At 42.2% G+C, this 25,639-nt stretch carries 25 protein-coding genes and 1 tRNA gene; 12 read left to right on the forward strand and 14 right to left on the reverse strand.

The genetic code is table 11. The features are described from left to right. Nucleotides 1-64: 64 nt before the first annotated feature. A complete protein-coding gene (locus ABDW16_RS03835; RefSeq protein ID WP_343667823.1) occupies nucleotides 65-505 on the reverse strand; it encodes a nuclear transport factor 2 family protein in 441 nt (146 codons plus the stop codon). A 133-nt stretch (nucleotides 506-638) separates the two neighbouring features. Between ABDW16_RS03835 and ABDW16_RS03840 the strand changes: the two genes are divergently transcribed. Next, nucleotides 639-1,034 (forward strand): helix-turn-helix domain-containing protein, encoded by a 396-nt coding sequence (locus ABDW16_RS03840; protein WP_343667825.1) that lies wholly within the window; start codon nucleotides 639-641, stop codon nucleotides 1,032-1,034. Nucleotides 1,035-1,182: 148 nt separating this feature from the next. Continuing rightward, a complete protein-coding gene (locus tag ABDW16_RS03845) occupies nucleotides 1,183-2,058 on the forward strand; it encodes a hypothetical protein (RefSeq protein ID WP_343667827.1) in 876 nt (291 codons plus the stop codon). A gap of 6 nt (nucleotides 2,059-2,064) precedes the next feature. Here ABDW16_RS03845 and ABDW16_RS03850 read toward each other — a convergent pair whose 3' ends face one another. From ABDW16_RS03850 to ABDW16_RS03865, 4 genes are all read right to left on the reverse strand, one after another. After that, complete coding sequence (locus ABDW16_RS03850) at nucleotides 2,065-2,586, reverse strand: hypothetical protein (protein WP_343667829.1); 522 nt, start codon at nucleotides 2,584-2,586, stop codon at nucleotides 2,065-2,067. A gap of 2 nt (nucleotides 2,587-2,588) precedes the next feature. After that, on the reverse strand, nucleotides 2,589-3,194 hold the full coding sequence (locus tag ABDW16_RS03855; RefSeq protein ID WP_343667831.1) for a hypothetical protein: 606 nt from the start codon (nucleotides 3,192-3,194) through the stop codon (nucleotides 2,589-2,591). A gap of 449 nt (nucleotides 3,195-3,643) precedes the next feature. Continuing rightward, a complete protein-coding gene (locus ABDW16_RS03860; protein WP_343667832.1) occupies nucleotides 3,644-4,171 on the reverse strand; it encodes a hypothetical protein in 528 nt (175 codons plus the stop codon). A 79-nt stretch (nucleotides 4,172-4,250) separates the two neighbouring features. Next, the gene (locus tag ABDW16_RS03865) at nucleotides 4,251-4,769 is read right to left on the reverse strand and encodes a hypothetical protein (RefSeq protein ID WP_343667833.1); all 519 of its coding nucleotides are present in this window, start codon (nucleotides 4,767-4,769) and stop codon (nucleotides 4,251-4,253) included. A gap of 946 nt (nucleotides 4,770-5,715) precedes the next feature. Here ABDW16_RS03865 and ABDW16_RS03870 point away from each other — a divergent pair. Beyond that, nucleotides 5,716-7,104: a Fic family protein gene (locus tag ABDW16_RS03870; protein WP_343667834.1), complete on the forward strand. Its 1,389-nt coding sequence runs from the start codon at nucleotides 5,716-5,718 to the stop codon at nucleotides 7,102-7,104. Between the two features lie 148 nt (nucleotides 7,105-7,252). On the opposite strand, the gene ABDW16_RS03875 is transcribed toward ABDW16_RS03870, so the two are convergent. Continuing rightward, complete coding sequence (locus ABDW16_RS03875) at nucleotides 7,253-8,782, reverse strand: phage integrase SAM-like domain-containing protein (RefSeq protein WP_343667835.1); 1,530 nt, start codon at nucleotides 8,780-8,782, stop codon at nucleotides 7,253-7,255. A 221-nt stretch (nucleotides 8,783-9,003) separates the two neighbouring features. Further along, a tRNA-Arg gene (locus ABDW16_RS03880) sits at nucleotides 9,004-9,077 on the reverse strand. A gap of 104 nt (nucleotides 9,078-9,181) precedes the next feature. On the opposite strand from ABDW16_RS03880, the gene ung reads away from it, so the two are divergent. Next, nucleotides 9,182-9,853: a uracil-DNA glycosylase gene (ung, locus tag ABDW16_RS03885; protein ID WP_343667836.1), complete on the forward strand. Its 672-nt coding sequence runs from the start codon at nucleotides 9,182-9,184 to the stop codon at nucleotides 9,851-9,853. 45 nt (nucleotides 9,854-9,898) lie between these two features. On the opposite strand, the gene ABDW16_RS03890 is transcribed toward ung, so the two are convergent. Continuing rightward, nucleotides 9,899-11,692 carry a sugar-binding domain-containing protein gene (locus ABDW16_RS03890; protein ID WP_343667838.1) on the reverse strand — a complete coding sequence of 598 codons (1,794 nt, stop codon included), beginning with the start codon at nucleotides 11,690-11,692 and terminating at the stop codon, nucleotides 9,899-9,901. Nucleotides 11,693-11,790: 98 nt separating this feature from the next. Between ABDW16_RS03890 and ABDW16_RS03895 the strand changes: the two genes are divergently transcribed. The 7 genes from ABDW16_RS03895 (at nucleotide 11,791) to ABDW16_RS03925 (ending at nucleotide 17,191) form a co-directional block, all read left to right on the forward strand. Then, complete coding sequence (locus tag ABDW16_RS03895; RefSeq protein WP_343667839.1) at nucleotides 11,791-12,672, forward strand: AraC family transcriptional regulator; 882 nt, start codon at nucleotides 11,791-11,793, stop codon at nucleotides 12,670-12,672. Between the two features lie 61 nt (nucleotides 12,673-12,733). Continuing rightward, on the forward strand, nucleotides 12,734-13,459 hold the full coding sequence (locus ABDW16_RS03900) for an SDR family oxidoreductase (RefSeq protein WP_343667841.1): 726 nt from the start codon (nucleotides 12,734-12,736) through the stop codon (nucleotides 13,457-13,459). Nucleotides 13,460-13,653: 194 nt separating this feature from the next. Next, complete coding sequence (locus ABDW16_RS03905) at nucleotides 13,654-14,700, forward strand: beta-ketoacyl-ACP synthase III (protein ID WP_343667842.1); 1,047 nt, start codon at nucleotides 13,654-13,656, stop codon at nucleotides 14,698-14,700. A 119-nt stretch (nucleotides 14,701-14,819) separates the two neighbouring features. Next, nucleotides 14,820-15,284, forward strand: a complete 465-nt coding sequence (locus ABDW16_RS03910; RefSeq protein ID WP_343667844.1) for a hypothetical protein — start codon at nucleotides 14,820-14,822, stop codon at nucleotides 15,282-15,284. Between the two features lie 14 nt (nucleotides 15,285-15,298). Beyond that, nucleotides 15,299-15,604, forward strand: coding sequence for a DUF3817 domain-containing protein (locus ABDW16_RS03915; RefSeq protein ID WP_343667845.1), 306 nt, complete (start codon nucleotides 15,299-15,301; stop codon nucleotides 15,602-15,604). Between the two features lie 118 nt (nucleotides 15,605-15,722). Then, nucleotides 15,723-16,538, forward strand: a complete 816-nt coding sequence (locus tag ABDW16_RS03920; RefSeq protein WP_343667846.1) for a hypothetical protein — start codon at nucleotides 15,723-15,725, stop codon at nucleotides 16,536-16,538. Nucleotides 16,539-16,600: 62 nt separating this feature from the next. Then, nucleotides 16,601-17,191, forward strand: coding sequence for a TetR/AcrR family transcriptional regulator (locus tag ABDW16_RS03925; RefSeq protein ID WP_343667847.1), 591 nt, complete (start codon nucleotides 16,601-16,603; stop codon nucleotides 17,189-17,191). A 39-nt stretch (nucleotides 17,192-17,230) separates the two neighbouring features. Here the strand turns inward: ABDW16_RS03925 and ABDW16_RS03930 are convergent, their stop codons facing one another. Further along, nucleotides 17,231-19,180 carry a glycoside hydrolase family 97 catalytic domain-containing protein gene (locus ABDW16_RS03930; protein ID WP_343667848.1) on the reverse strand — a complete coding sequence of 650 codons (1,950 nt, stop codon included), beginning with the start codon at nucleotides 19,178-19,180 and terminating at the stop codon, nucleotides 17,231-17,233. Nucleotides 19,181-19,389: 209 nt separating this feature from the next. On the opposite strand from ABDW16_RS03930, the gene ABDW16_RS03935 reads away from it, so the two are divergent. Beyond that, complete coding sequence (locus tag ABDW16_RS03935) at nucleotides 19,390-20,181, forward strand: HAD family hydrolase (protein ID WP_343667849.1); 792 nt, start codon at nucleotides 19,390-19,392, stop codon at nucleotides 20,179-20,181. Nucleotides 20,182-20,186: 5 nt separating this feature from the next. Here the strand turns inward: ABDW16_RS03935 and ABDW16_RS03940 are convergent, their stop codons facing one another. The 5 genes from ABDW16_RS03940 to ABDW16_RS03960 form a co-directional block, all read right to left on the reverse strand. Next, nucleotides 20,187-20,996 (reverse strand): AraC family transcriptional regulator, encoded by an 810-nt coding sequence (locus ABDW16_RS03940; RefSeq protein WP_343667850.1) that lies wholly within the window; start codon nucleotides 20,994-20,996, stop codon nucleotides 20,187-20,189. A gap of 17 nt (nucleotides 20,997-21,013) precedes the next feature. After that, nucleotides 21,014-21,973, reverse strand: coding sequence for an aldo/keto reductase (locus ABDW16_RS03945; RefSeq protein ID WP_343667852.1), 960 nt, complete (start codon nucleotides 21,971-21,973; stop codon nucleotides 21,014-21,016). A 93-nt stretch (nucleotides 21,974-22,066) separates the two neighbouring features. Beyond that, nucleotides 22,067-22,759, reverse strand: coding sequence for a siderophore-interacting protein (locus tag ABDW16_RS03950; protein WP_343667853.1), 693 nt, complete (start codon nucleotides 22,757-22,759; stop codon nucleotides 22,067-22,069). Between the two features lie 3 nt (nucleotides 22,760-22,762). Beyond that, on the reverse strand, nucleotides 22,763-24,067 hold the full coding sequence (locus ABDW16_RS03955; RefSeq protein WP_343667854.1) for a TolC family protein: 1,305 nt from the start codon (nucleotides 24,065-24,067) through the stop codon (nucleotides 22,763-22,765). A 15-nt stretch (nucleotides 24,068-24,082) separates the two neighbouring features. Continuing rightward, nucleotides 24,083-25,639 (reverse strand): DHA2 family efflux MFS transporter permease subunit, encoded by a 1,557-nt coding sequence (locus ABDW16_RS03960; RefSeq protein ID WP_343667855.1) that lies wholly within the window; start codon nucleotides 25,637-25,639, stop codon nucleotides 24,083-24,085.

Raw genomic sequence — 25,639 nt, forward strand, 5'->3', positions numbered from 1 at the left:
AGGTTCCTGCCGAAACAGAAAGCCCCCATATTTTATCCTGAATTATTTAACATCATGCAATACTTTATAACGAAACAGGTCTTGCCTCTATGATGATGAAGTGACCGATACGGTTTTTGATGAACCATTTTCCATTTTGGCGCACATACTCATCATCATATCTGACGCTATAATCTGTAAGAATATTTTTTCCGTCAGTTTCCCTTATCATCTTAATTTGTGAAAATGAAACGCCTGTTGCGGTGTCGCCATCTATTTTTACCGTATGTTGTCCATTCAATGTAAAATAGGTTTTTACAAGGGCAGCGTGTCCGTTAAATTCTTTTTCCAGTTTATCAGTTCCGGTCGTATTGGCGACCTCAACGCCGTTCATGTAAACTGTATAGTTAGCGTCCGGCATAAGTAAGGTCATTTGTTCCGAAATCTTTTTTTCGTCACCCAAAGTGGCATAAGCATCTACCAGATCTCTTAATTCTTCTTTGCTTCTTAAAGTTTCTAATGTCATGATTTTTGTCCTTTAAAATTAATAATGGCAAAACCGCCTTGATTTATTTTTATTTGACAAAATTACCCTACACTTGCTTACTATTTATTAGTTGTTACCTAAAGGTTAGGAACTAATCTGAATAATATCGATTATGGAAGCAAATGACAAACAAGCAGTAAACAAGGAATTTACAGAGGAATGTGGCAAAATACTGGCGGCGGTTAGCGACGCGCTATATGCCATTGGCGGTAAGTGGAAACTGATGATAATAATTGCTATGGCGAGGGGCAATAACAGATTTACCGAACTTCAGCGACAAGTCAAAGGAATTTCTGCGCGGGTTCTTTCAAATGAGTTAAAGGAGCTGGAGCTGAACGGTTTTATTGTAAAAAAGGTTTCTGTGGGCTATCCGGTTAGCATTGAGTACGAATTATTGCCTTACAGTCATACGCTCGAAGAAGTTGTTGGGGCGATGACCCGGTGGGGAATGCAGCACCGGGAGAAGATAAAGAATGATATAGCAGCTTCGGGTGCTTCAAAATCTTAAAGATTTTATAAAATATATCATGACAAATTATAAATCCATTACAATTTTCTGACAAATACATTACTTTTACATCCGAAGGCGGAATACTCCAATAGATGAATTACTCCACTCATCGCCCCGTCTATTCTATCAGCGTAAATAAATAAAAATGAAATACCTGACAAGATTCACGGGGCTGCTCGGATTCCTGATCGTTTTGTTCACTATGCCTCTTGGGCATGCTTTGATGATTGTAATGGAGAAAACCTTTGGTCATGAACATGTGTACCTGGCAGCCTTCCTGCTTGGATTCGCAGGGTTACTGCTCCTTATCTTCGGCAGCAAGCTGAAAACGGAGAATAAAAGCACATTTGCCGGATTATTTGCCGGCTTGTTCATTTGGACAGGCTGGATAGAATTTGGTTTCGTTTACATTGCACACCGGTACAATGTACAACCCCTCATCGAAAACGGAGCAGTAGTCACCAAACCTGAATACCTGATCATGCCTGCTTCCGCGGGATTTCTTGTAATCATGATTTTACATTACCTGTTCAGTACAAAAACAGGATGTGTATTCTTCTGCTGGTTACAGAAACGTTTACGGATACCTGTTCCCCGTAATCAACCCATTAAGGCACATAAGAACTTTGCCGTTATTACAACAGTAGAATTAATAGCGTTATTATGGACATTCTACCTGGTATTGTTATTCTCTTATGATCATACCTTTTTTGGAGATCGTCATCCCGTAACATACCTGATTGCCTTCGGATCATTGTTATGGTCACTATTCCTGATCCGCAATTTATTCAGGATAAAACAAATGGGATATGCCATCCGATACGCCATCCCAACAGTAGTAATATTCTGGAATTTCATAGAGATCATGGGAAGGTGGAATATCCTGAATGAGATATGGGTTAAACCTTATGAATACTGGTTTGAGATGAGTTTAACACTGGTGATATTTGTAGTGCTTTTCGGGGTATCCTTACTGGAGAAGCGGACAAATATAACTTATACGCCAAAAGCGACTTCGTAATTTATGTTACTTCCATTCCCGTATGCCTTTTATGTAAACGAGGAATAGTCCTATTGCTTTTAGAATAAATGACAATATAGTAATGTATAGTATGTTTTCTTTAAGCCAGGCAAAATGATTTTCAATTTTTGTAAAGCCAATAATTAAATCAACACCAAGTCCTGATAGTGCAATGAGAAAACCGTAAAAAGCCATTTTCTCATTTGTATCTTCTTTGATTTTATTTCTGACGTACTCACCCGAAGAAATCCTTTCAACACTGGTAACCGCTGCATTTTCCGCTACGTCTATTACTGCAGGATTTACAAAAATTACATCATTACCATTGTACGGCTTCCCTTTTACACAGGCAGAGTAGGGGCCACAGGAAACCCGGAAAAAGCCGGTAATGTCTTTGTCAGGAATTTTTTCCCCATTTACAGTGCTGGAAAAATGGGCTTCAAATTTTTTTACAGCCTGTCCTTTTAAATCAGTGCGGTGTTGGAGTTTATAATCCGGCATTGAGGTTATTATTATTTCTGAGGCCATTGTTATTTTTGCAGTTTATGTAAAGCCTTTGCCAGATCTAACAGTAATTCAGGTTGCTCTTCCCGAAGGCTCCCGGTGTACATATGATCCGTGATAATGGCAGCTGCTATCAGCAATCCTTTTGCATGGTAAGGTAGCTCTTCTAAAACTAACCTGGTATCGTAGGCAACTCCGGAATTGATGAGTTGACTGGTAAATGATTGATTGCTGAAGTCATTGACCTGAAATTTATCAAACCACACCTTATAGCCAGGGCGCTGTTCGTAGAAGGTTGATACATCAGTTGGAAAGTTTTGGGGAAGAATTAGTTGGCCTGAAAGGCCTAATTCTTTTAATAATTTTAAGAGGATATCGTGCGGAGAAATGCTTATTCTAACAGTAAAGCTGTTATCGGCCACGCCGGCGATATTCGCTACCATTTTACAAAGGTTGTTTTTATCGCAATCAAAGCAGACAAATTCTTTCGCTGCATTATCTCTGACAGCGTGGTAACCACAAGCCAGGACATGGCAGTTATAGCAGCAACCAAATGGATGATCCTGTTTTCCTAGAGGGTTTGATATAACACTAGTTCCTTTAATGCTACACCAATAACAAATTGCGGGCATATAGTATATTAAGGTTAATAAATTGCTTTAGGTCCGGCTAAGGATACACAATTGCTTTGGGTCTTTGGGATGATCTGCCGGAAATGTGGTTTATTACATCTGCTGTTCTGTTTCAAATTTCCTGAATTTATTTGAGTCAGGCAATACAAAGTAGTTGGTATTTTCATAAAGCCTTTGGCGTTCAGGAATTGAAAAGCCATTTGGAGTAAATCATAATAACATCCAGCTAAAAACGGATATATTCTACGTATGGAGTGCGTAGAATATATCCGTTTTATCTTCGCAAATTCATTCTGGCATTTTGGAAAAACGCTTATAAATAGACATCTTTTTGGAAAAGTGCTTATAAGATTGGAAAAACACTTATAAAAGATCAGTTTTTATGAAAAACGCTTATGGAGACTAGTAGCTATTAAAAGGATTGCATTTTATAATGATTTGTGAAATGCTTAAAAAGAAAAAGGCAGATGCTCTTTCACATATTTTTTTTCACTTTCAATGATAGCACTATTATGCATTAGTTCATATTCTCTTTCTTTTTCCAATAGCTTAAACCACATAACAGCAGGAAAATTTCTGTTTGAATGTAATTCCAGCCTATATATAATCTTATCTGTTGGCTTTCTATGTCTATTAATGATTTGGCTTAATTCAGTTGGATCCACATCAATTTCATTTGCAAATTGCTTGTTTTTCTTTTCTAACCTGACAATATATTCCTTCAAGAAATATCCAAAATATAATTCCTTATTAAAGCTATTTGCTTTCAGATAGTCTTCAATTAAGAATCTTAACTGAAGTAAGTTGGCTATTAATTTGCTTTCTTCAGATTGTTGTTCTTTATACCTTTTTCGAATTTCACTAAAAGCCGATATCATCTCTTTGCGTTCATTGGCATCTGCTGACATGGGGAAAACAATGGATTCCGCTATTTCCTTTGGAGTATGTTTTTTTTCTGTTTCTTTCTTCGATTTCATATTGACAGACGGTTTATTATTTAAAAACTGGGAACACCATGCATTAGGAATGCTAACTATTATCGAACAATTATTTCATCTATAAAAAATCAGTAATCATTTTTCGGGCACCTTCTTCATAATGAACCATAAATCCATTAGGTCTGCCATGTGTCCTGATTGGCTCATATTTAAAGCCATACTTACTGGCATAATGATTAATTAATGATGTTTTAGGAGTAAGAAATACACAACCTCCATGCCCTCTTTTAAATGATTCTCTACAGGCAAAGGCAATTAAGCATCCCCCAATCTGATCATACGTTTTTCCTTTACCTATATTCTCAATTGAAGCTTCCAACAACTCAATTTCGATTGCATCTACTCCTGGATCGTCGTGGTCAATTAAGCAGAGCAGTCCCACTATCAAATCATCCTCTTTCAACCTTAGTTTATAAACCTCTTTCTTTTTATATTTACTCCAATCAAACTTATCGAATCTGTCCTTACTTTTTTTTATTAAGGTAAAATCCTTTACTACGACGGGTTCAATGACAGCCTCAACCAATTCTCCCGTCTTCAGATTTTTAAGTCGTACATTCAATGGTGCATCTATCATCCAGTACTTATTTACTATCTAAAGATATGTAAATAATTTACAATTATGTAAACTATTTACAAAAAAGTAAACTTTTCATCTTGGAATTATTATGCCTTTGATGGATAAATTGCGGGCCACTGCGGCACTGATCCCTATGTAATTTTACGCTAATGCAGGAATGACCTGACATCTACTTCCGGCAAGCCGGTAAATCTTCCTTTTCAAGGAGTTTTTTTTCTCGGGCGAGGGAATTGGGTCAAATTCATATGCTTTTCTCTTTTTCTCGCAGGTGATTTTACCCCTTTTAAGGGAAAAAGGAATGGCTAAATTTTGATTGGCTGCCATTAATAGAACTTAAGATCGCTCTTTCTAAAGGTTACAAAACACACCATTTTGGTTGGTGCCCACGAAGATAGGGTCCCGAACACCTTGATATAGATTGATATACTTTAATGTGTTAATTTCGCTGAAACGCGCTGCCAGTAAGATTATATGCATAAAAAAAGCGCAACTCTCGTCGCACCTTAGTGAACCGGATATTCGAAATGTGTCTCAAATGACTGATTATCAATATATTATTGACCGTTTTGGACATGGGGCACCGAATAGGGCACCAGTACAAAATGATGCGTTTTGTTATTCTTTGTAAAGAACTTTTGCGACCTGAAATTAATGAAGAAGTTCGAATCTATCGGATGCCATTATCATTCATTTTTCTTATCCGTGTTCTTTTTTATTCATTTGATATATAGTGAATTATGAAGGAGTCTTTGAAATAATACTTCTGATTTTCAATAATTTAATTACGACAATTTCTCCAGTTTTTTGTCGTAATTAAACTCAGAAATGGGTTTTCTCGCCAAGAGTTTTGTCCAACCATTGATCCTGTTTTTTATGTCATAAAAATATTATTTACGACAATAAACCTATTTTTTTGTCGTAAATTTGTCGTAATCTATAATATATGTCCAAAACAAGTCAAGCTCAGATTCTTAAGGAATTACAACTTATTAGAAAAGCCTTTGAAAGTTTCGGGGATGGCGCAACCATTGAGATGATAAAAAATGCGCTGGATATAGACATAGAACTCCGGACTTTACAAAGACGTTTGGAAAAACTGATAGATGAAGGAATAATTACTACTTCTGGAAAAACTAAAGCCCGGCTGTATCATTTAATTCCCACTCCAGCTGTCGAGAAGCAAAATGGTGGTCTAGCAAATAATACTATCCCATTATCAGAAGGAGGAAAAGAAATACAGGAGATTATTTCCCGACCGACCAATACCCGTTATCCTGTAGGATATCAGCGTGATTTTTTACTTTCATACCGCCCTAATATTGATAGTTATCTTACTGAGGAAGACAAACGTAAACTCGCCACGCTAGGAAAGACAGCAAGATTGGACCAGCCCGCAGGCACATATGCTAAAGAAATTCTGCAACGCCTGTTGATAGATCTATCATGGAACTCTAGCCGCCTTGAGGGAAATACATACAGCCTGTTAGATACGCAACAATTGATCTCTCTCGGAAAACTTGCTGACGAAAAATCAGCTGCAGAAGCTCAAATGATACTCAATCATAAGGATGCAATTGAATTTATGGTCCAAACCACTGAGGATATCGGATACAATCGCTATACGATAACTAATCTGCACGCTTTGTTGTCCAATAACTTATTGCCGGATCCCGGAGCAAGAGGGCGATTGCGGACATTTGGCGTAGGTATCAGCAATTCAGTGTTTACCCCGTTGGCGATTCCACAGGGTATTGAAGAAATGTTTGAAATCATACTTGAAAAGGCAAGGGAAATTAAAGACCCTTTTGAACAGTCATTTTTTGTAATGGTACATTTGCCTTACCTCCAGCCTTTTGACGATGTAAATAAACGGGTTTCCCGCCTTGCGGCGAATTTATCATTAAACAGATATAACCTTGCTCCACTGGCATTTGTTGATGTGCCTAATGATATTTATATAATGGGAACACTAGGAGTCTATGAGCTCAATCGCGTTGAACTTTTAAAAGATGTTTACATGTGGGCATATGAACGTTCCGCACTTCGCTATGCATCTTTACGCCAGTCATTAGGAGAACCGGACCCCTTCAGAATCAGGTATAGAAATGATATTCGTAGCCTTATTACTGAAATAGTTGCAAACGCTATACCTCCGAAAGAAGCTGGGAAATTGATAGCCAGGAAAGCTGCAGCCCTTCCCCTGATAGATCAGCAGAGATTCATTGAAACTGTTGACACAGAATTGTTGTCCCTCCACGAAGGTAATTTTGCAACTTATTATGTTCGACCGACAGAATTTAAAAATTGGGAAGCAATCTGGAAAAAATCTTGAAGACAATTTAGTATTGGTGGTATCCTCAGGGAAAAGGATCTATCCATGAAATACTTAGCGTTAAAGGTATTTAGGTAGTTATAAAAATCTACTGAATCTTTAACGGAAAGTACTTTGCTATTAGACAAGGTACTTTCCGTTATGAACTTTACTTACTTGCTATATGGACTACTTTCAGTGGTTTATTTATATCAACTACAGGGGTAGTTGGTTTTAATTCTCCATTTTCATCAAACAATTTCTCTTTCACCATTTTCATATTTTCACTAAGATTACGTTTGTTGTTTTTTACATAGACTTCCGTCGTTTTAATTGATGACTGGCCTAAATAACCACCAATTGTTTTTAAGTTTACGCCATTATTAAAGGTGATTGCATTAGCGAAGCTTCTTCTTCCATCGTGAGTATCCAGCTCTATCTCAAAATTTAATATTGTGCCCATTACCTTCAATTCTCTGTTGAAAGTTTGATTCGCTGGTACCGGGAAAAGCCTGTTTCTTCTTGCTGCAACAGGATGGTCCTTATATTTTTCTATAAGCCGGACAGCTGGTGGAAGTAAGGGAACACCTTCTCTATTGCTGGTTTTCTGACGTTTGATAGATGCCCATAATTCGCCATCGTCACTCTTTCTTACATGATGAGGACCTAAATTGTATACCTCCTGATAAGAAAAGCCTGTATAACAGCAGAAAATAAATATGTCCCGTATGGTATTATGAATTGGCTTTTCAAAAAGATGCTCCTGTAAAATTCTTAAGTGATCCAATTCAAGCAGGTCTTGTTCTGGAATAGTATAAGAGCACTTAAATAAGGCAAATTTATTGTGAGTTTGCCAGCCATTTGCCACTGCTCTGTCCATAATCTCCTTCATTACCTGCGCATACTTACTGGCAGTGTTTTCATTGACCTGGTGCGCTATTAACAGATAATTATACAAGTCGGTTATAAATTTATATTCGAGGATAGACAGCGGAAGATCTTCTTTTTTGTAACGATATTTAAGAAATTCAAGGAAGCGACGCTTTCTTCCGATCATTTTTTCAAGGCTGTTTATCGATCGTTTGTTTACCGATACCAACTGCAGGAAGTTTAAATGATATTCATCTATGGCGATGACCAGTGTTTTCTGGTGATTTTTATTATCAAAAATGGTATTAGCCTGGTTGACTATTTTGCCCAAATCCTCCTTTAAATCAGATTCTTCCTTTTCAAGAAGTACTTTTTTCTCGGGCGAGGGAATTTGGTCAAATTCATATGCTTTTCTCTTTTTCTCGCAGTATTTAATGTATTTATTTATTAAATCATCCAGTTTTTCACTAAAGGCAAGGTTTTGTACCTTTTCTTCCTGCAATTGTTTGCCATTAAGAGGCGTTTTGTAAGATTCGATGACTAAGACTGGAGTGGCGACACCATGTTTTACCTGAACAAGGTCAAAATGGCGCTCGAGATCGGTTTGGATTTGACAGAGCTTTTTGTTGATTTCTTTATGGGATTTGTCTTTAGTCAGGACCTTTTTGGTTTTGGAATCCCAATCTCTGTCCAGTACCTTACAGCCGGAGGAGAAATCCTTGTCCAAACCATCAATGGTGATACGGACATATATAGGTATTTTACTGTTTTTTGAGGCTTTACTCCGTTTTACATAGAAAAGAATAGCCAATTTTTGCTTAAAATTCATAAATCAAGATTTAATTCGATTAAAAATTGTTTTATCCAAAGATTAGCAATTCACATCATTTAATTCGGTGACCATATGAAGATAGGTCACCGAAATGGTCACTGAATAAGCCACCATTTGCCTTAATACAGAATGATATATTTTAATGTTTTAAATCCGCTGAAACGCGCTACCAGTGAAGTTATATACACAAAAAAAGCGCAACTCTCGTTGCGCTTTCGTGAACCGGATTGGATTCGAACCAATGACCTGCTGCTTAGAAGGCAGCTGCTCTATCCAGCTGAGCTACCGATCCATTTCCCAAATTTCCCGTATATTTACCGTTTCATTTGGGAGTGCAAATCTAGTGAAAATTCCCTTTATAAAACAAGTTTTTGCCATTCAAAATAAAAAAAAAGTATGGACGTAAAAATTGAAGCAAGTTGGAAAGAAGTTTTAAAAGATGAATTCCAGAAATCTTACTTTGAGCAAATCGCCCTCCACCTCAGGCAGGAGAAAGCTTTAAACCGGACCATTTACCCTCCCGGCAACCTTATTTTTAATGCTTTCGACAAAACTCCCTTCGATAAAGTTAAAGTTGTTTTATTAGGACAAGACCCTTATCACGGCCCCGGGCAGGCACATGGTTTATGCTTTTCTGTACAGGATGGCGTAAAACCTCCACCTTCCCTTGTAAACATTTTTAAAGAGCTGCATGCAGACCTTGGCCTGCCCATCCCACAAAGTGGAAACCTCACCAAATGGGCCGACCACGGCGTTTTGCTGCTCAACGCATTCCTGACCGTACGCGCCAATGAGCCTGCTTCACATTCAAAAGCCGGTTGGGAAAACTTCACAGATGCCGTGATCAGAAAGGTGTCAGAAAATAAAAAAGACGTGGTATTCATTCTCTGGGGCCGGTTTGCACAGGACAAACAAGTGCTCATAGATGCGACCAAACACCATATCCTGAAAGCAGCCCACCCATCGCCTTTTAGTGCCGATAAAGGATTTTTCGGCTGCAGACACTTCTCCAAAACAAATGAACTCCTGGCAAAAGCAGGGATCGAACCTGTGGACTGGCGTTTATAACCATAATGTCTACTTGTTGCATAGCGTACAACAAGTAGACATCTTTTATTTTAAAGCATCTCCCGCTTTCACCACCGCTTCATTCACCTCCTTCACCCTCCCCATATCCATTTTCTCCACCTCCCTGTCATAAGTCAGCATCCCATTCACCTCATGTTCCACATCCGTCGTCTGTGTATATATCGCCACACTCAATCCCTTATACCGCATCAACTGCTCCACCTGGTTCATTAAAAGCACATACTTATCTGTTAGCCGCTCCTTAGTCGCCTCATAATCATATGCGTTATTCTCCACCGGCCACATATGTCCTCTTACAAACATACCCACACCTCCAAACTCACCCAACGATGCCGCCCGCTTCTCATCAGGTACTGAAGCGCCATAAGGGCCCACGTAAATATGTGTATCTACAAAATCTCCATTCCCCGGATCACCCGCTGCCTCCTGGTATCCCGGGTTGTTATTAAACCCTGAATTACCATTCACCAACCTGGATGGATCCATTTGCTTCACCCAGTCAGTGATCTCCTTCACATCAAATGCTCCCCAGTTTTCATTAAATGGTACCCAGGTAATGATAGAAGGCGCGTTGTAAAGATCAGCCATCATTTCAGTTAATTCTTTCCTGAAAACGCTTCTATTCCTGGCCGTATCTTCATGTTGGTACCATATAGCTGGCATGTCCTGCCATACCAGCAGCCCAAGCTTGTCGGCCCAATAATAGAACCGCCTGGGCTCCGTCTTCATATGTTTCCTGATTAAATTGAACCCCGCTTTTTTAGTGAACAGGATATCAGATTGCAATGCCTCTTCTGTAGGCGCTGTCAAAATACCATCGGGCCAATACCCTTGATCCAGTAAGCCCACCTGCATTACAAACCTGTTATTCAACAGTGGCCTGATCACCCCATTCACACTGCCCAATTTTATATCGCGCATCCCAAAATAACTGCTGACTTCATCCGTGATATTTCCTTTGTTATCCACCAGTGTTATTTTCAGATCATATAGAAATGGATGATCAGGAGACCATAATTCAGGGTCTTTTATTGGCACAAATAAACGAGCTCCTGACCGCCCTGAAACCTCTGCCACTACTTTGCCATCATTCAATGCAACTGCCTTTACCTGTGCCGGAGCAGCATCAACCAATACTTCGAGCCGGCTATTCACCAGGTCAGGCAGGAGACGAACATTTTTAATATAAGTTTCGCTCACAGGTTCCAGCCATACACTTTGCCAGATACCTGATGTAAAGGTATAATCACCTCGTGGGCCATTTTTACCCGAAGGCGTTCTTCCATCATTCGGATCATGAGCCGCTACAATGATCGTATTGCTACCAGTCTTTAAATACTTTGTAATATTGAAATGAAAGGAACTATACCCGCCACTATGCGATCCTGCTTTTTCCCCATTTACAAATAAGGTTGCATCGTGATCCACCGCGTCAAAATTGATGATCACCTGCTTCCCTTTCCATGAAGCGGGAATTTCGAATGTGCGCCGGTACCACATATTGATCTCTTGGTTCCGCTCAATGCCTGAAAGCACTGACTCCGGGCAGTAAGGAACCAATATCTTTTCCACTTTATCACCAAAGGTAATGGGCTTCACAGGGTTCAGGGCACTCGTCACCTGCCTGCCTCCTATATAATCCCATTTTCCGTTCAAACACAACCATTCCTTTCGCGCTAACTGCGGACGTGGATATTCTGGAAAAGGGACTGCTGCTGCCATCGCAGCTTTTGTCCATCGGGTAGGTAATTGGGCGGTCTGGGCTACAGCATGATGAAGGAGGAGACCGTGGAATAATAAGTAAACCAGTGTTTTCATAAAAAACAAAATACAAATTTTAAAGAAGGAAGGAAAGTGTATCAACACCCCGAAAACTAAAGATATCTGATGTATATTTGATCTTTGTATTTAAAAAAATGGAAGAAACAAGAGGAATGATGGAAAAGATCAGGCATCACGATAAACTATCTATCGCGTTGAATGAGAACTGTGCAATTCCATTACCAGGTGATGTAATGGAGATCCTTGTAAAACCTCACCGGCTCTCCTTTTATTATTTTCAGTACATCGTGCAGGGTTCCGCAACTTTTATAGCAGACCTGCAGCAATTTACCGTCGGCAATGGCGGACTGGTTTTTGGCCTGCCTAACCAGGTATTTACCAAATTGCCTTACGACAAAAACATGCAGCAATACGCACTCTCTTTCGATGAAAGTACCCTGATGCTGTTGCCTGGTACCTACCCATTCCTCATCAATCCTTACAACGCCAATACGATCTCTTTTGACACCGCTGCCCAACAGCGTGTGAAGAACCTGCTATCCGGCCTGTTTCAGCTCCTGCACGCTCCTGGAAAACAAAAGAAGTCAGAAGTCATTCTCGCACATTTACATGCTGTGCTGACCGAATTCAATACTGCTTATTTTGAAAGGTACGAACGGAAAGAAGTGAATACAGGTACTAAGTTATCAAAGTATATCGCTTTTAAACTGGCTGTTGAAACAAACCTCTCAGAGCAGCATGATGTACAGGGTATTGCAGACAGACTGGCTTTGACATCCAGCACGCTGTATGGTATAGTGAAGGAATTTGCAGGTGTTTCTCCGAAAGAGTGGATCACAAACCGTCTTATGTTGGAAGCACAAAGAAAGCTGCAATATTCGAAAATGTCAGTGAAAGAACTGGCCTATGAACTGGGTTTTACTGATCCCCGTTATTTCTCCCGCGTATTCAAAAAAAGTACAGGAAAGAGTGTAAGTGCCTACCTGGCTGAATTACAGGATTTGTCCCACAATTAGAACGATTTGTCCCCATCACCTCATTTCCTGCCTGCTACCTTCGTTTCCTAAATCAGAAGGTATGAAATCAGCATTAATCACAGGCGCTAACAAAGGTATTGGCTTTGAAGTAGCAAAAATACTTGCGCAAAAAGGTTTCTTTGTTTATTTAGGTAGTCGTAACCTTGCAAACGGACAGGCGGCGGTAGAAAAGCTGAAAGCCCAGGGGCTGACCAATATTACAGCGCTGCAACTGGATGTCACCAGTCAGTCTTCAGTAGATGCAGCAAGAAAGGCAATCAGTTCCCTGGATGTGTTGGTGAACAACGCCGGCATTGCCGGGGGCTTTGAACAATCAGCATTGACGTCTACAGCAGATCAGTATCAACAGGTATACGATACCAATGTATTTGGTGTAGTAAGAGTAACCCAGGCTTTTATTGATCTGCTAAAAAATGCACCCGAACCACGAATTGTGAATGTAAGCACAGCGATGGCCTCTCTCTCTGCAGCAGCAGATATTTTCAATGACAATTATCCAAAGCGCTATGTAGTGTATCAATCCTCCAAGTCTGCCTTAAATATGTATACGGTGAACCTGGCTTACGAACTTCGCGATACAGCATTTAAAGTCAATGCAGTTTGCCCGGGATATACACAAACAGATTTTACAGGGCACCAGGGTACCAGTACCCCGGAAGAAGCAGGACAAAGAATAGCTAAATATGTATTGGTCGGGCAGAATGGTCCTACAGGACAATATTTTAGTGAGGAGTATTTTCCGGCACCGGCTAATTGCCCATGGTGATTAGCTCACTCTGCTCCCTGGTAGTTAGATCGCAATATTACGATGGTAATTGATTTTGGATGTTATATTTCATATATAAATAATTAAAATCAATGAATTTGTCATGTCACAGCTAAATTTGGCAAAAAAAGTTCAACTGCTCTTACTTTGAATTAACTTTGCATCCCAATTTTTCTGTGATAGATTTAATGAAAATGAGAAAGGAGATCAGAGCTACCATCAGCGCACTAGGAGGCTATGTACCCTCGACAATATTAACTAATGAGTTTTTATCGACAATCGTAGACACTTCCGACGAATGGATCAGGCAGCGCACTGGTATTGAAGAACGGCGTATTGCAAATGCAGAAGACGAAGCCACCTCAGACCTGGCGGCATCAGCCATACAGAACTTACTGGATACCTACCAGGTAAACCCCAACGAGATTGATGCGGTCATCCTGGCCACCGCTACTCCCGATCATTTATTGGCCCCAGCCAGCAGCCTCGTTTGTAAAAAGAGCGGACTTACCAATGCCTTTGGTTTTGACCTCAATGGTGCCTGTAGCGGTTTCCTGTTTGGTCTGACCACAGGGGCCAGCCTGATAGAAAGCGGCCGATACAGGAAAGTCATTGTTGTTGGGGCAGATAAGATGAGCTCCATCGTAGATTACAAAGACAGAAACAGCTGTATTCTTTTTGGTGATGGCGCCGGTGCTGTATTGCTCGAACCCACTACCGACGACTATGGCGTGATGAACAGTGTACTGAAAACTGATGGCGCAGGTACAGACGCGTTGCTGGTACCAGCAGGTGGATCAAGATTCCCTGCTACCCACGAAACCGTGCAGAACAGGGCGCATTATATTAAACAAAATGGAGCACTGGTGTTTAAGAATGCAGTCGAGTCCATGGCCAATGCTTCTGGCGAAGCCCTGGATCTCAATGACCTGGATGCGGAAGAAATAGACTGGGTCATTCCACACCAGGCAAATAAAAGAATTATTCAGGCTGTCAGCGAAAGACTCAATATCCCATTTGACAAGGTCAAGATAAATATTGAAAAGTACGGCAATACCACTTCGGCAACAGTACCGCTGGTTCTGTGGGATTTTGCGAAAGATTTTAAACCCGGTCAGAACTTACTGATCACTACCTTTGGTGCAGGGTTTTCGTGGGGTGCTACCTGTTTGAAATGGGGACAACTGGTAGCCAAAAAAGAAGAGGTTGAATATGCCTTGCCCGATAGCGCAACAATATAAAAACCTGATGTTTTAATAGGATAGAGGCAGCGGCAACGCTGCCTTTTTTATTTAATTTTACAAAAACATACTAAGTAGTATGTTTTTGTATTACCTTCGCATTGTTCAAGTGAATAACTATGCATCAGACGATTTTGATATTACATTCCATTAACCGGTACCTTGTTCTCATCAGCCTTGTTTATAGTATTGTAATGGCCTGGAACGGACTGCGTAAAAACAAGGCGTTTTCCGCTTCAGACAATACTTTCAGGCATCTGACCGCCACGATTGCACATGTACAATTAATGCTCGGTCTTTACCTCTATATGATTAGTCCCATCGTCAGGTACAATGTATTCGAATCGTCTTTCAATGGTATCGTTAGTGAACATATATTCTTCCGTTACATACACCTGCTGCTGATGGTGACTGCTATTATTATAATAACAATAGGATCTGCCAAAGCAAAGCGTATGGAAACAGATAAATTAAAATTCAGAACGATACTGTTATGGTTTTCATTGGCCCTGTTAATCATACTAATCGCCATTCCATGGCCTTTTTCACCATTAGCTAACCGCCCTTATTTCAGATCATTTTAATCCTATTCAATGTTATGTTACATCTTTTCAAAACGCCAATAGGCCGACTCAGGATCATCGGATTTTTCGAAGGAATTTCCCTGCTGATATTGGTATTTATTGCTGTGCCATTAAAGTACTGGGGCGGTCAGCCCGCCATGGTAAAGATAATGGGACCCATTCATGGATTACTTTTTACCCTGTTTGTAATCACTACACTCAGCGTAGGTGTGGCGTACAAATGGAAGTGGAAATTGTTAATCGCCTGTATCATACCATTTGGGACTTTTTATGTTGATAAATATATCCTTGCGCCACAAGCCAATAATGAAAACAGGTAAGTATTTCGCAATTATTATTTTGATCATTGCTATAGCCTGCAATCAATCGCCACAACCCGCCAGTAACAATATAATTTTTGAGAACAAACTTTCTGCATATCAACTATTCCAGGGAGATATGCAGAAATTAGTGCCGGCAGCAGGTGTGGAAGTGATAGAAATCGCCTCCCCCCTGTTTACAGATTATGCGCAAAAACAACGGCTACTAAAGTTACCTGCCGGAAAAAAAGTGATGCTGAATGGCGATAGTTTGCCCATATTTCCGGAAGGTACCATCATTGCCAAAACATTCTATTACCCAACAGCCAGGCAGATTATTGAAACCCGCCTGCTGTTATTAAAGGATCATAAATGGAATGTGGCAACGTATCGCTGGGATAAAGACCAGAAGAATGCTACGTTGTTAACGGCAGGAGCAATCGTGCCCGTCTCTTTAGGAAATAGAAAGCTGGCATACAAAATTCCCAGTCAGGGCGATTGCGGGTCCTGTCATCGATCTGGAAATGAAATAAGCCCTATTGGCCCTAAAGCTGCGAACCTGAATATTTCGGTTCACCGGGAAGGCAGCCAGCAAAACCAGTTAGCCTATCTTATGAACAAAGGCATGATTGCGCATGCTGATATTACTTCCATTGCGTCTTTGCCTGCTTACAGTGATACAACATTGCCCGTTTCCATAAGGGCCAGGGCATACCTGGAAATAAACTGCGCACATTGTCATCAGCCGTCCGGAATGGCGGCAAATACTTCAGTAATGCTGGGCTATTTTACTCCCTATGACAAAACAGGCATTGAATTTAATAAGCAGAATATGCTCATCAGGATGAGTACGATGGGTGAGTTTCATATGCCCAAAACCGGGACGACTATTATTGACGCGGAGGGATTACAGCTGGTGAGGAAATATATTAAAGATTTAAACTCCGGAAATTAAATCCGAAATTGTGTTGTCAATCATACAATTCCTAAAAGAAGGTGATTAAACAATACATCCAGATGAAAAAGGCAGCCGCAACAAGGATTAATATCTTACAGAAAGCATTTGAGTTAATATATGTCAAAGGGTATAAGGCAACCAGCATTGATGATATTATCGCTACTACCCAGGTCACTAAAGGCGCATTTTACTACCATTTCAAAAATAAAGACGAAATGGGAGTTGCTATCATCAATGAACTGATGAAACCTGTACTCACGGGTAGTTTTATAGAGCCATTGCAAAAGGGAGGGCCAGCCCTGGATGCTATCTATAACCTGATGTATCATTTGCTGATGAAGGATGAATTCCTGAAAGTGGAGTATGGTTGTCCTGTGGCTAATCTGACTAGCGAAATGAGTCCCTGGAATGAAGAATTTAACAATGTATTGAACGAAGTGACCCGGCAGTGGACAAAGTTAATGATCTCCACTATCGAGCAGGGAAAGAAAGACGGTACGATACGTAAAGATGTCAATGCAAAGCAGGTGACAATGTTTGTAATGTCTGGTTATTGGGGAGTACGCAACTTTGGGAAATTAGAGAATAGCAGAAGTCCGTATGTACTGTATTTAAAGCAGCTTAAGTACTACCTGGAAACGTTGAAATAATTACAAAGGCAGGCGATCCGCCTGCCTTTGTAATTAATATCAATTAAACAGTACAGCACCCCCGGCTTTTTTCAATGTAAGTGTTACCGTTGTACCGAGTCGCTGTTTTTGCAATGTGGATGCCTGCCCATCACCGTCTTTTATAATAGACACTTCTTTATTCGCCAGCATAGGCAATGCTATGGTCAGTGTCTTTTCTTCCGGCTCTCCATTCACTGCTGCTACATACCATTTAGTTCCCTTGCGCCTTGCTATCACACAGTATTTTCCCGGATAGCCATCAATCAGGTGGGTTTCATCCCAGGTAGTAGGTACCTGCCTGATAAAATCCAGCAGGTATTCCGGCTCTCCCTGCAGGTTATCTGGTGTTAAACCCCAATGCTGTACCGGTGAAAAGAACAATACGGCCGTCGCCATCTCAAAAGCATCCGTCGTACGTCTCAGGGATCCCTTTTGCTGGGTACGGCTTAAGCGTTTATTCAGAAATACCGGTCCAAAATCCATTGGCGCCACAGCATTACGGGTGAATGGATATATAGTCGCTGTTTTGGGATAGTTGTCACAGAAGGCCTGTTGGAACACGAGGTTTTCTGATGCCAGTACGGCTTCGCTGGTTACATAATTCGGATACATCCTTTCCCAGCCCCTGGGCAGGGTCGCGCCATGGAAGTTAATCACCAGGCCAAAGTCCGCAGCATCCACTAAAATATCGTGGTACAACTGCATCGTCGCTTGTTTATCTCCACCAAAGAAATCCACCTTTAATCCTTTAATACCTGTTTTTTGTAACCAGGCCATTTCTGCCCGGCGTACCGCCCTTTCATTCATACGGTTTTTGGGCGTAAGCGGCGCATCATTCCTGGATCCGTTACTGTTGTACCAGAGTATCAGCCCAACCCCTTTTGAGGCCGCATAACGGGCTAATTCTTCCATTTTCTCTTTCCCGATTTGTGTATCCCAAAATGCATCGATCAATACGTATTCTGCTTTCAGATTTGCTGCCAGGTTGATGTAAGTCACCTGGTCATTGTAGTTGGCACTGCTATCCTGCCATACAATCCAGCTCCAGGCAGCCCGGCCGGGAGAAAATATCTTTTGAGAGCTGATAACCGGCTTTACCACATCAGTAGCTACCGTCGATTCAACCACCGGTTTCAGGTCATTACCTACAGTAATGGTTTTCCATGAAGTTTGTAATGGCAATGCCGCCGTAGCACTTACCGGCCCCTGCCCGTTGTTTTCACCGCTTTGCGGAAATGCAATTGTATATAAGCCATCGGCTGTACCATCGCTTAAATGTGTGCCTACATAGTTGCCTGCCACACCTGTTTCAGAAACCAGGGCCCATGCCCGGCCTGCTACATGGAACAATGCAGGAAAGGTATAGCCTGCTTTATATTGTGAAGCTGTACCCACCGGCTCTTCCAGGGTATATGTTTCCTCGTAGGAAGGTTTTGTTTTCATCCAGCCGCTCATCGGCAATGCCTGCGGTGTAATAAACGTAGTGGTGGCTGCAGGAAAGTCAAACCCGGTTACTTCCTTTTCTACCGTACAGGCTACCGCCCCCTTGCCATTTTGAGGAATGCGGTAAGAAAAGGCCAGATCCCGGTTACTTACGCGGAACAGCACCTCTATTGTATCTTTGTTAACATTGGTAAAAGCACAACGCAGTTCATTTGCTTTGTAATCGACCTTGCTTACCTTGGCTCTGTCAAGCGTATATTGTTCCTGCACGCCCCGTTTTTGTGCCCCCGCCCATCGTAGTTGTTGGGAGAAATCGCCGATGCTGCTCATCAGTCCCAGTTGCGATGGCTCCAATACCTGTTTACCGGCATAGGTAACACTATAATAAGCTTTTCCTTCCCGCAGCCGGACATTCACCTGCAGTTGGTTATCCGGGCTCTTTACAAGTGCATCGTTTTGTTGAGAGAAGGCTTCTGTACCGGCAAGTGCGGTCGCCAGGAAGCATAGCAACGTACGTTTTATCATATCATGGAAATTATTGACCTGTAATTTAGTTTGTGGTATACAGGCATAAATATACTAAATTAGGTGTGATTTTGACAATTAATTGTACCTGCCGTTATATGAGATTGCTTACCTCCGGCAAATTACTGTCCGGGTCGCGGAAATATAACCCAATCACCCAACCGGTCAGAAAATGGAATTCAGACAACTTAAAATAGTAAATTTGCGGCATGATCAAGTTAGTAGTTACAGACCTGGACGGTACACTGTTGAATGATCAACACGAAGTACCTAAACGCTTTTGGGATATAGCCAACCGCCTGTTTAAAAAAGGAATTAAGCTCGGAATTGCAACTGGCAGACCACATTTCAGTATTACTGAAAATTTCCCTCCTTTGATGGCTCATGTCTACGCCATATCGGACAATGGTAGTTTTATCATGCATGATAAAAGAGAGATATTGTCAAAACCATTGCCACACCATGAATTAGCGCCATTGATCCATACGTCGCGGGGTATTGCCGATACCTATCCTGTACTTTGCGGCAAGGACTATTGGTTCCTGGAAAGCGAGGACAAAGTGCTGTTGGAAAAAGTACTGATCTACCAGAAGAATATTAAAATCGTAGATGACCTTACAAAGGTAGAAGATCCTATTTTAAAAATGTCCGTACTCGATTTAAAAGGTGCGGATCAGCATAGCTACCCGCACTATATACAGTTTGCAGACCGTATGAAAGTTGCCCTGGGCGGCGCCCTCTGGGTAGATGTAACACGTACGGATGCCAACAAGGGAGAAGCCGTCCGGATGCTGCAGCAAGTGAATGGTATCAGCCCGGATGAAACACTGGTATTTGGCGATTTTATGAATGACTATGAGATGATGAAAGCCGCAAAATATAGTTATGCCATGAAGAATGCATACCCGAAAATCATTGAGGCAGCCAACTTCGTGACAGAAAAGAATAATAATGAAGAAGGGGTATTGGATGTGATAGAAGCATTGTGCTTTAATGATTAGGAATTTTATACCCACTCAGAAGGAGCTTTGCCAAACATCTTTTTAAAGGTGCGTGAAAAATGAGAAAGACTCTCAAACCCTAAATCAAGGTAAATAGCAGATGGCTTTTTATGCTTTTTCTCTATGAGATGACGTGCCTCCAGCAATCGTTTTTCCAGTAACCACTGCCTGGGGGCAGCATTAAATACCTTACTGAAATCACGCTTAAATGCCGCCAGACTCCTCCCGGTCAGTTCTGCAAATTTTTCAACAGATACATTGAAATGAAAATGGGCCAGCATGAATTTTTTAAGATCGATCTTATGAGGTACTGAAAAGTCGAACAATAAATTACTTAACGCAGGCATGGCGTGCAATAACAATTGCACGCCTTCCTTAACTTTTATCATACCCATGGCGGTTGCTATCTTTTCATTTGGATTACGCACATATGGTACCACCGATTGAAAATAACCCTGCATAAAATCATTCGGAGGAATCAACACAAAAGCAGGACCATTGTATTTTTCCCGGATCTCTATCTTTTCTTCCAGTGCTATTGTCCGCAGCAGCTCTTCCTGCAGCGTGATGACGATCGTTTCATACCTACCTTCGGGTGAAGGTGTTTTGGTGAGTTGTGCCAGCTGGTTCTTACCTACCAGCATGATATCGCCTTGTTGCAGCGTAGTTTTCTGACTGGATGTTTCGAACGTCAATTGTCCGGACACCATCAGGATAAGCTTATTATGCCCCAGGAATGCCACTACATCCCTGCGTGAAGAGGTGAGAAAAGAATAAAAGATGACGCCCGGAATGATCTCAGTCGGATTTTGCATGGTATGAAATTACAAAATTATCGTTGCAGATAAGTGCCGCCAGCAATCGTACCCGGCGCAAATTCATGGTTCAGTGCCGCTATCTCTGCTGGTGTAAGCACGATCTCCATGGCCTGCATATTCTCTGGCAACCTTGATCTCCGGCTCATGCTCACCAATGGCATAATGTAGTCTCCCTGTGCATTTACCCAGGCAATCGCCAGTTGTGTAGGCGTACAGCCCTTTTCGGCGGCTATCTGCTTAAATACTTCCACTTTTTCCAGGTTTTTGAGCAGGTTTTCTCCCTGGAAGCGGGTAAAGTGCAGGCGGTAGTCATTATCCGCAAGTGGGGCTTTTAGCTCACCGGTCAGTAATCCTTCGGCAGTGTTGGCAAAGGCAACAACGCCTATACCCAGTTCTCTGGCAGTTGGCAGCAGGTCGCTTTCAATCTGGCGGTCTGCAAGGGAGTAGCCTATTTCCAGTGCGGATACAGGGTATACACTATGGGCCTTGCGCAACTGGTCCGCAGTAATTTCCGATACACCCACATGGCGTACTTTCCCTTCTTTGACCAGGTCGGCGACTGTGCCGATTACATCTTCTATGGGCACACTGTTATCCAGTCTGCAGGGTTGGTAGAGGTCGATGGTATCTATACCCAGGCGCACGAGCGAATAGCTGATGAAGTTTTTGATGGCAGCAGGGCGCAGGTCCAGGCCGGTCCATTGGCCATTGTGCCACATAGCGCCGAACTTCACACTGATAAATGCATCGTCTCTTCTGCCTTTGATGGCTTTACCTACCAGCAGCTCATTGGCGCCATGGCCGTAAAAGTCACCGGTATTCAGAAAGTTGATACCGTTGTCGAGTGCCTGCTGAATGGTTGCAATACCTTCGTTTTCGTCGTTTGTACGACCCCAGGATGTTGACATACGCATACAACCTAATCCCAGTTTTGATACCAGCGGACCATTTTTACCTAAAGCTATTTGAATCATTGTTTTCTTTTTTTAACAATACAAAGCTCGGTAGTAATGCCTTATGGTATATTGCCCGGATAGCTCAAATTGTTTGCCTGAGTGGCTCATGTTTCAGAGCCCTGCACTTCCGTTTGCCCAATATCCCTGCAACTTAATATTCCGGGAACTGATATCATGCTTTTTCAATGCACTTCTAAACCGCTGCACAGCAGCTACATTTCCTGTCAGGTAAAAGATTGAATCCCTGAAGTCATGCATGTAGTTGTCCAATGCTGCCAGCGCTGCGTCTCCCGTTTTTGGAACCGTTTTAATATCATAAGGAATCGTAAGATTCGGTTCGTTCAACTCAAATATCCCATATACCTTACCATTATTTTTATTGATCTCTTTGAGCAAACTGATATAGAATCCAAGGCTCGTTTCATCTCCAAAGAAAAAATGAGAATGCTTACTATGATCATAGAGTTTTCTGCCTCCGGGTACCGATACTTTCAGGCGGTCCCCAGGTTTTAAATTATCTGCAAGATGACTGCCCGGTCCATTTCCATGTATATGAAAAAGGACATCAAAAGTGCCGTTTGTCTTGTCGAAATCAATTGGGGTGTAGTGTCTTATCTCCGTATCACTCACACGGAAATTGATGGCACTACCCGGAAAGGAATCGATTTTAGACAGGTCTGCCCGAAAGGTTATTTGCTTTAGCTCGGAACTGTATCGGGTAATTGTACCAACTTCGATATCCATAAATTTTGAGGGTAGCAGGTTTTCCATCTGGTCGGCTACCCATTTAGGTACATTAGGCATAACTCAAAAATTGTTTGTTGCTTTTTGCAGCTGTATCTGCGCCAGCATTAGTTCATAAGCACTCTGAATGTAATTGCGTTCAGTAGCACTGAGGCTTTTCTCTGTATCCAGCAACGCACTATAGTCAAAAGCGCCCAGCCGGTATTGCGCCTGTTGATTGTGAAAGATGGTCTTTGATAACTCATAACTGTCCTTCGCATTTCTCTGATTCAGCATAGCATTGGCCAGTGAAGTCCGTGCCTGCTGCACTTCGTAATTGATATCTGCATTTCGCTGCCGGAGTAGTAATTCGTGTTGACTGATCTTTTGCCGGTAAGTTGTTAAGACTGATTTGTTCTTAACGTGACTGGAAATAGGTACGTGCACATTGAGTGCCACATAACTGAATGGGCTCCACCACCTGCCATTCCCATAATTGAATTTATCAGAAAGGAATAGTTGCGAATAATTGGCACCTATAGATAAGGAAGGGAGCAGCTCCTGTTTATATTTTTGCAGCTGGATCCTATTTTCTTCCTGTTGCAGTTTCAGCTGCCGGAGTTCTGTTCGCTCCCCATTTGTTTTATCGTAGGCAATTGTAACGGCATCCAGCGAATCGCTGAGCAGGAGAGGGGTATCATCAGGAACATTGAGTTGGTAGCGAAGGTGCATTACACTCAGTTCATAATTCTGATCGGCCTGTTTACTCAGCTGATCGGCATTTTCACGATCCAGCCTGGCCCGGAGATAGTGGTTTTCAATCAGCGTACCGTTATTGTACATACCCGTTGCAATCATTTCATACTCATGATTACGTGCGGCAATGTCTGCAGCTACACGTTTTTGCAATCCTTTTAGTTGTACGTCAAGGTAGGCACGGCTTATCTGTAGCATAATGTCTATCTGTGCAGCACGGTTCTTTTCTTCCTGTAAGGCAAGTTCGGTCCTTGCCAGTTTGATCTCACTATTTAGCGTGGCGTCGAACAGTGGTTGCACGAGGTTTAATCCAAAAACACTTTCATTTTTTACCATGAGCGGCAATAACGTCGTTTCATTATATCCCGGCAGTACACCACCTGGAATTACGGAATTCTGCAACTGCGGACTGTACTTTACCTGCCCGTCACCGCTCATGTCTGGCAGCCACTTATTGGAAGCCTGTTTTACCCTGGCCGATGCAATGGCTACATCATATTGATTCGCTTGTACGTCAAACCGGTTTTTCAAACCGAGCTGAATCGCTTCACTGCGCGACAGGGTGAGTGTAGTCTGTGCATAGCTCATCCGCCCTGTTACCAGGAATATTATCAGGAATATATTCTTTTTCATTGTTATGATTGTTGATTAGTGTGCATCAGCAGCATTGTTGCCTTTGGGTGTTTTGATCAGCATAATGACCGGAATGCAAAGCGCAAAGAGAAATGCGAAAGTGATAAAACCATGGTTATAACTGAGCAGTGTTTGCTGACTGATGATGCTGTGGTCCAGCATCTGGTGGGCAGCAGCCGTTGCCTCGTCACTGGCAAAACCTGCACTGATGAAGTTTTGTGTCATCAAAGCTGTTCTTTCCTGTGTGACAGTATTGTATGCTGAAATATGGCCGACAAGGTTACTCCGTACAAATGCACTGTTCCTTGTCGTATATATACTGATGACAGCCACACCGATGGCCCCACCCAATTGCCGCGTCATGGTAGACAATCCTGTAGCCTGGGCCAGGTCTTTACCACGTAGTGTGCCTACTGCAATACCGATCATATTAGGTGCTACCAATGCCACGCCCATGTTGCGGATAATGAACGGCCAGAAGAAATCATCCTTCGATGCATCGGGAGAGATAAATGCCATTGGTACCAGCGAGATGATGACTATTATAATTCCTGCAATCATCTGGATTTTTGGACTCACGTTAGCCAGCAATTTCTTGCCCAAAATCATCCCGACAGCCCCCACTACGCCACCAGAGATCAGGAAGGCACCTGTCTGCGTAGCTGTCCAGCCAAGTGATACCTGTGCCAGGAGTGGAAAAATGAACAAGGTGCCATTCGCCATAATGCCATACATCATACCGATCACATTGCCAAGCACCAGGTCAAAGTTCGAGTATAGGCGTAGTTCTACAGCCGGATGATCAGTGGTGAGCTCCCTCCATACAAAGGCAATGAATGAACAGATGGAGATGGCAAAGAAGATGCGTATTGCCGCACTATCGAACCAGTCATGAACAGAACCCTCTTCGAGTACATACTGTAGTGATCCCAGCGCCATGGCAATAAACGCAATACCTGCCCAGTCGATCTTTGGCGGCCGGACGGCGCCGGAAAGGTCGGTGATGTAGCGCCAGGACAATACAGCGCCAATCACCCCCAGGGGTACATTCACAAAGAAGATCCAATGCCATGAAAGTGTATCGGTAATAAACCCGCCCAGTACAGGACCGAAAATAGGGCCGATCATGATGCCGAGTGCAAAGGTGAGAAAACCTGTCTTTGCCTGTTCCGGCGGAAAAGCACCCAGCACGATGGACATAGCTGTTGATAGCAACCCACCACCGGCCACACCCTGTATAAACCGCCACAGCACCAGTATCCACAGGCTGGACGAAAGACCACATAATAAAGAAGTCAATGTAAAAACAACCACAGAACTGGTGAAATACAACCTGCGGCCAATCAGGTTTGCCAGCATACCGGAGAGGGGAATGACAATTACATTTCCAATACCGTAAGCTGTAGATACCCAGCCAATTTCGGTCACGGTGGCGCCGATGTTTCCGCTAATTTCCCTGAGCGAAACATTCACAATGGTGCTGTCGATCAGTTCCATCACCGCACAGGAAACACAGGTCAATACAAGAATCCACTTTGCAGCGCCGGTAGGATATTGAGTTTCCGCCGTCAT

Source organism: Chitinophaga sp. (assembly GCF_039596135.1).
Taxonomy (GTDB): domain Bacteria; phylum Bacteroidota; class Bacteroidia; order Chitinophagales; family Chitinophagaceae; genus Chitinophaga.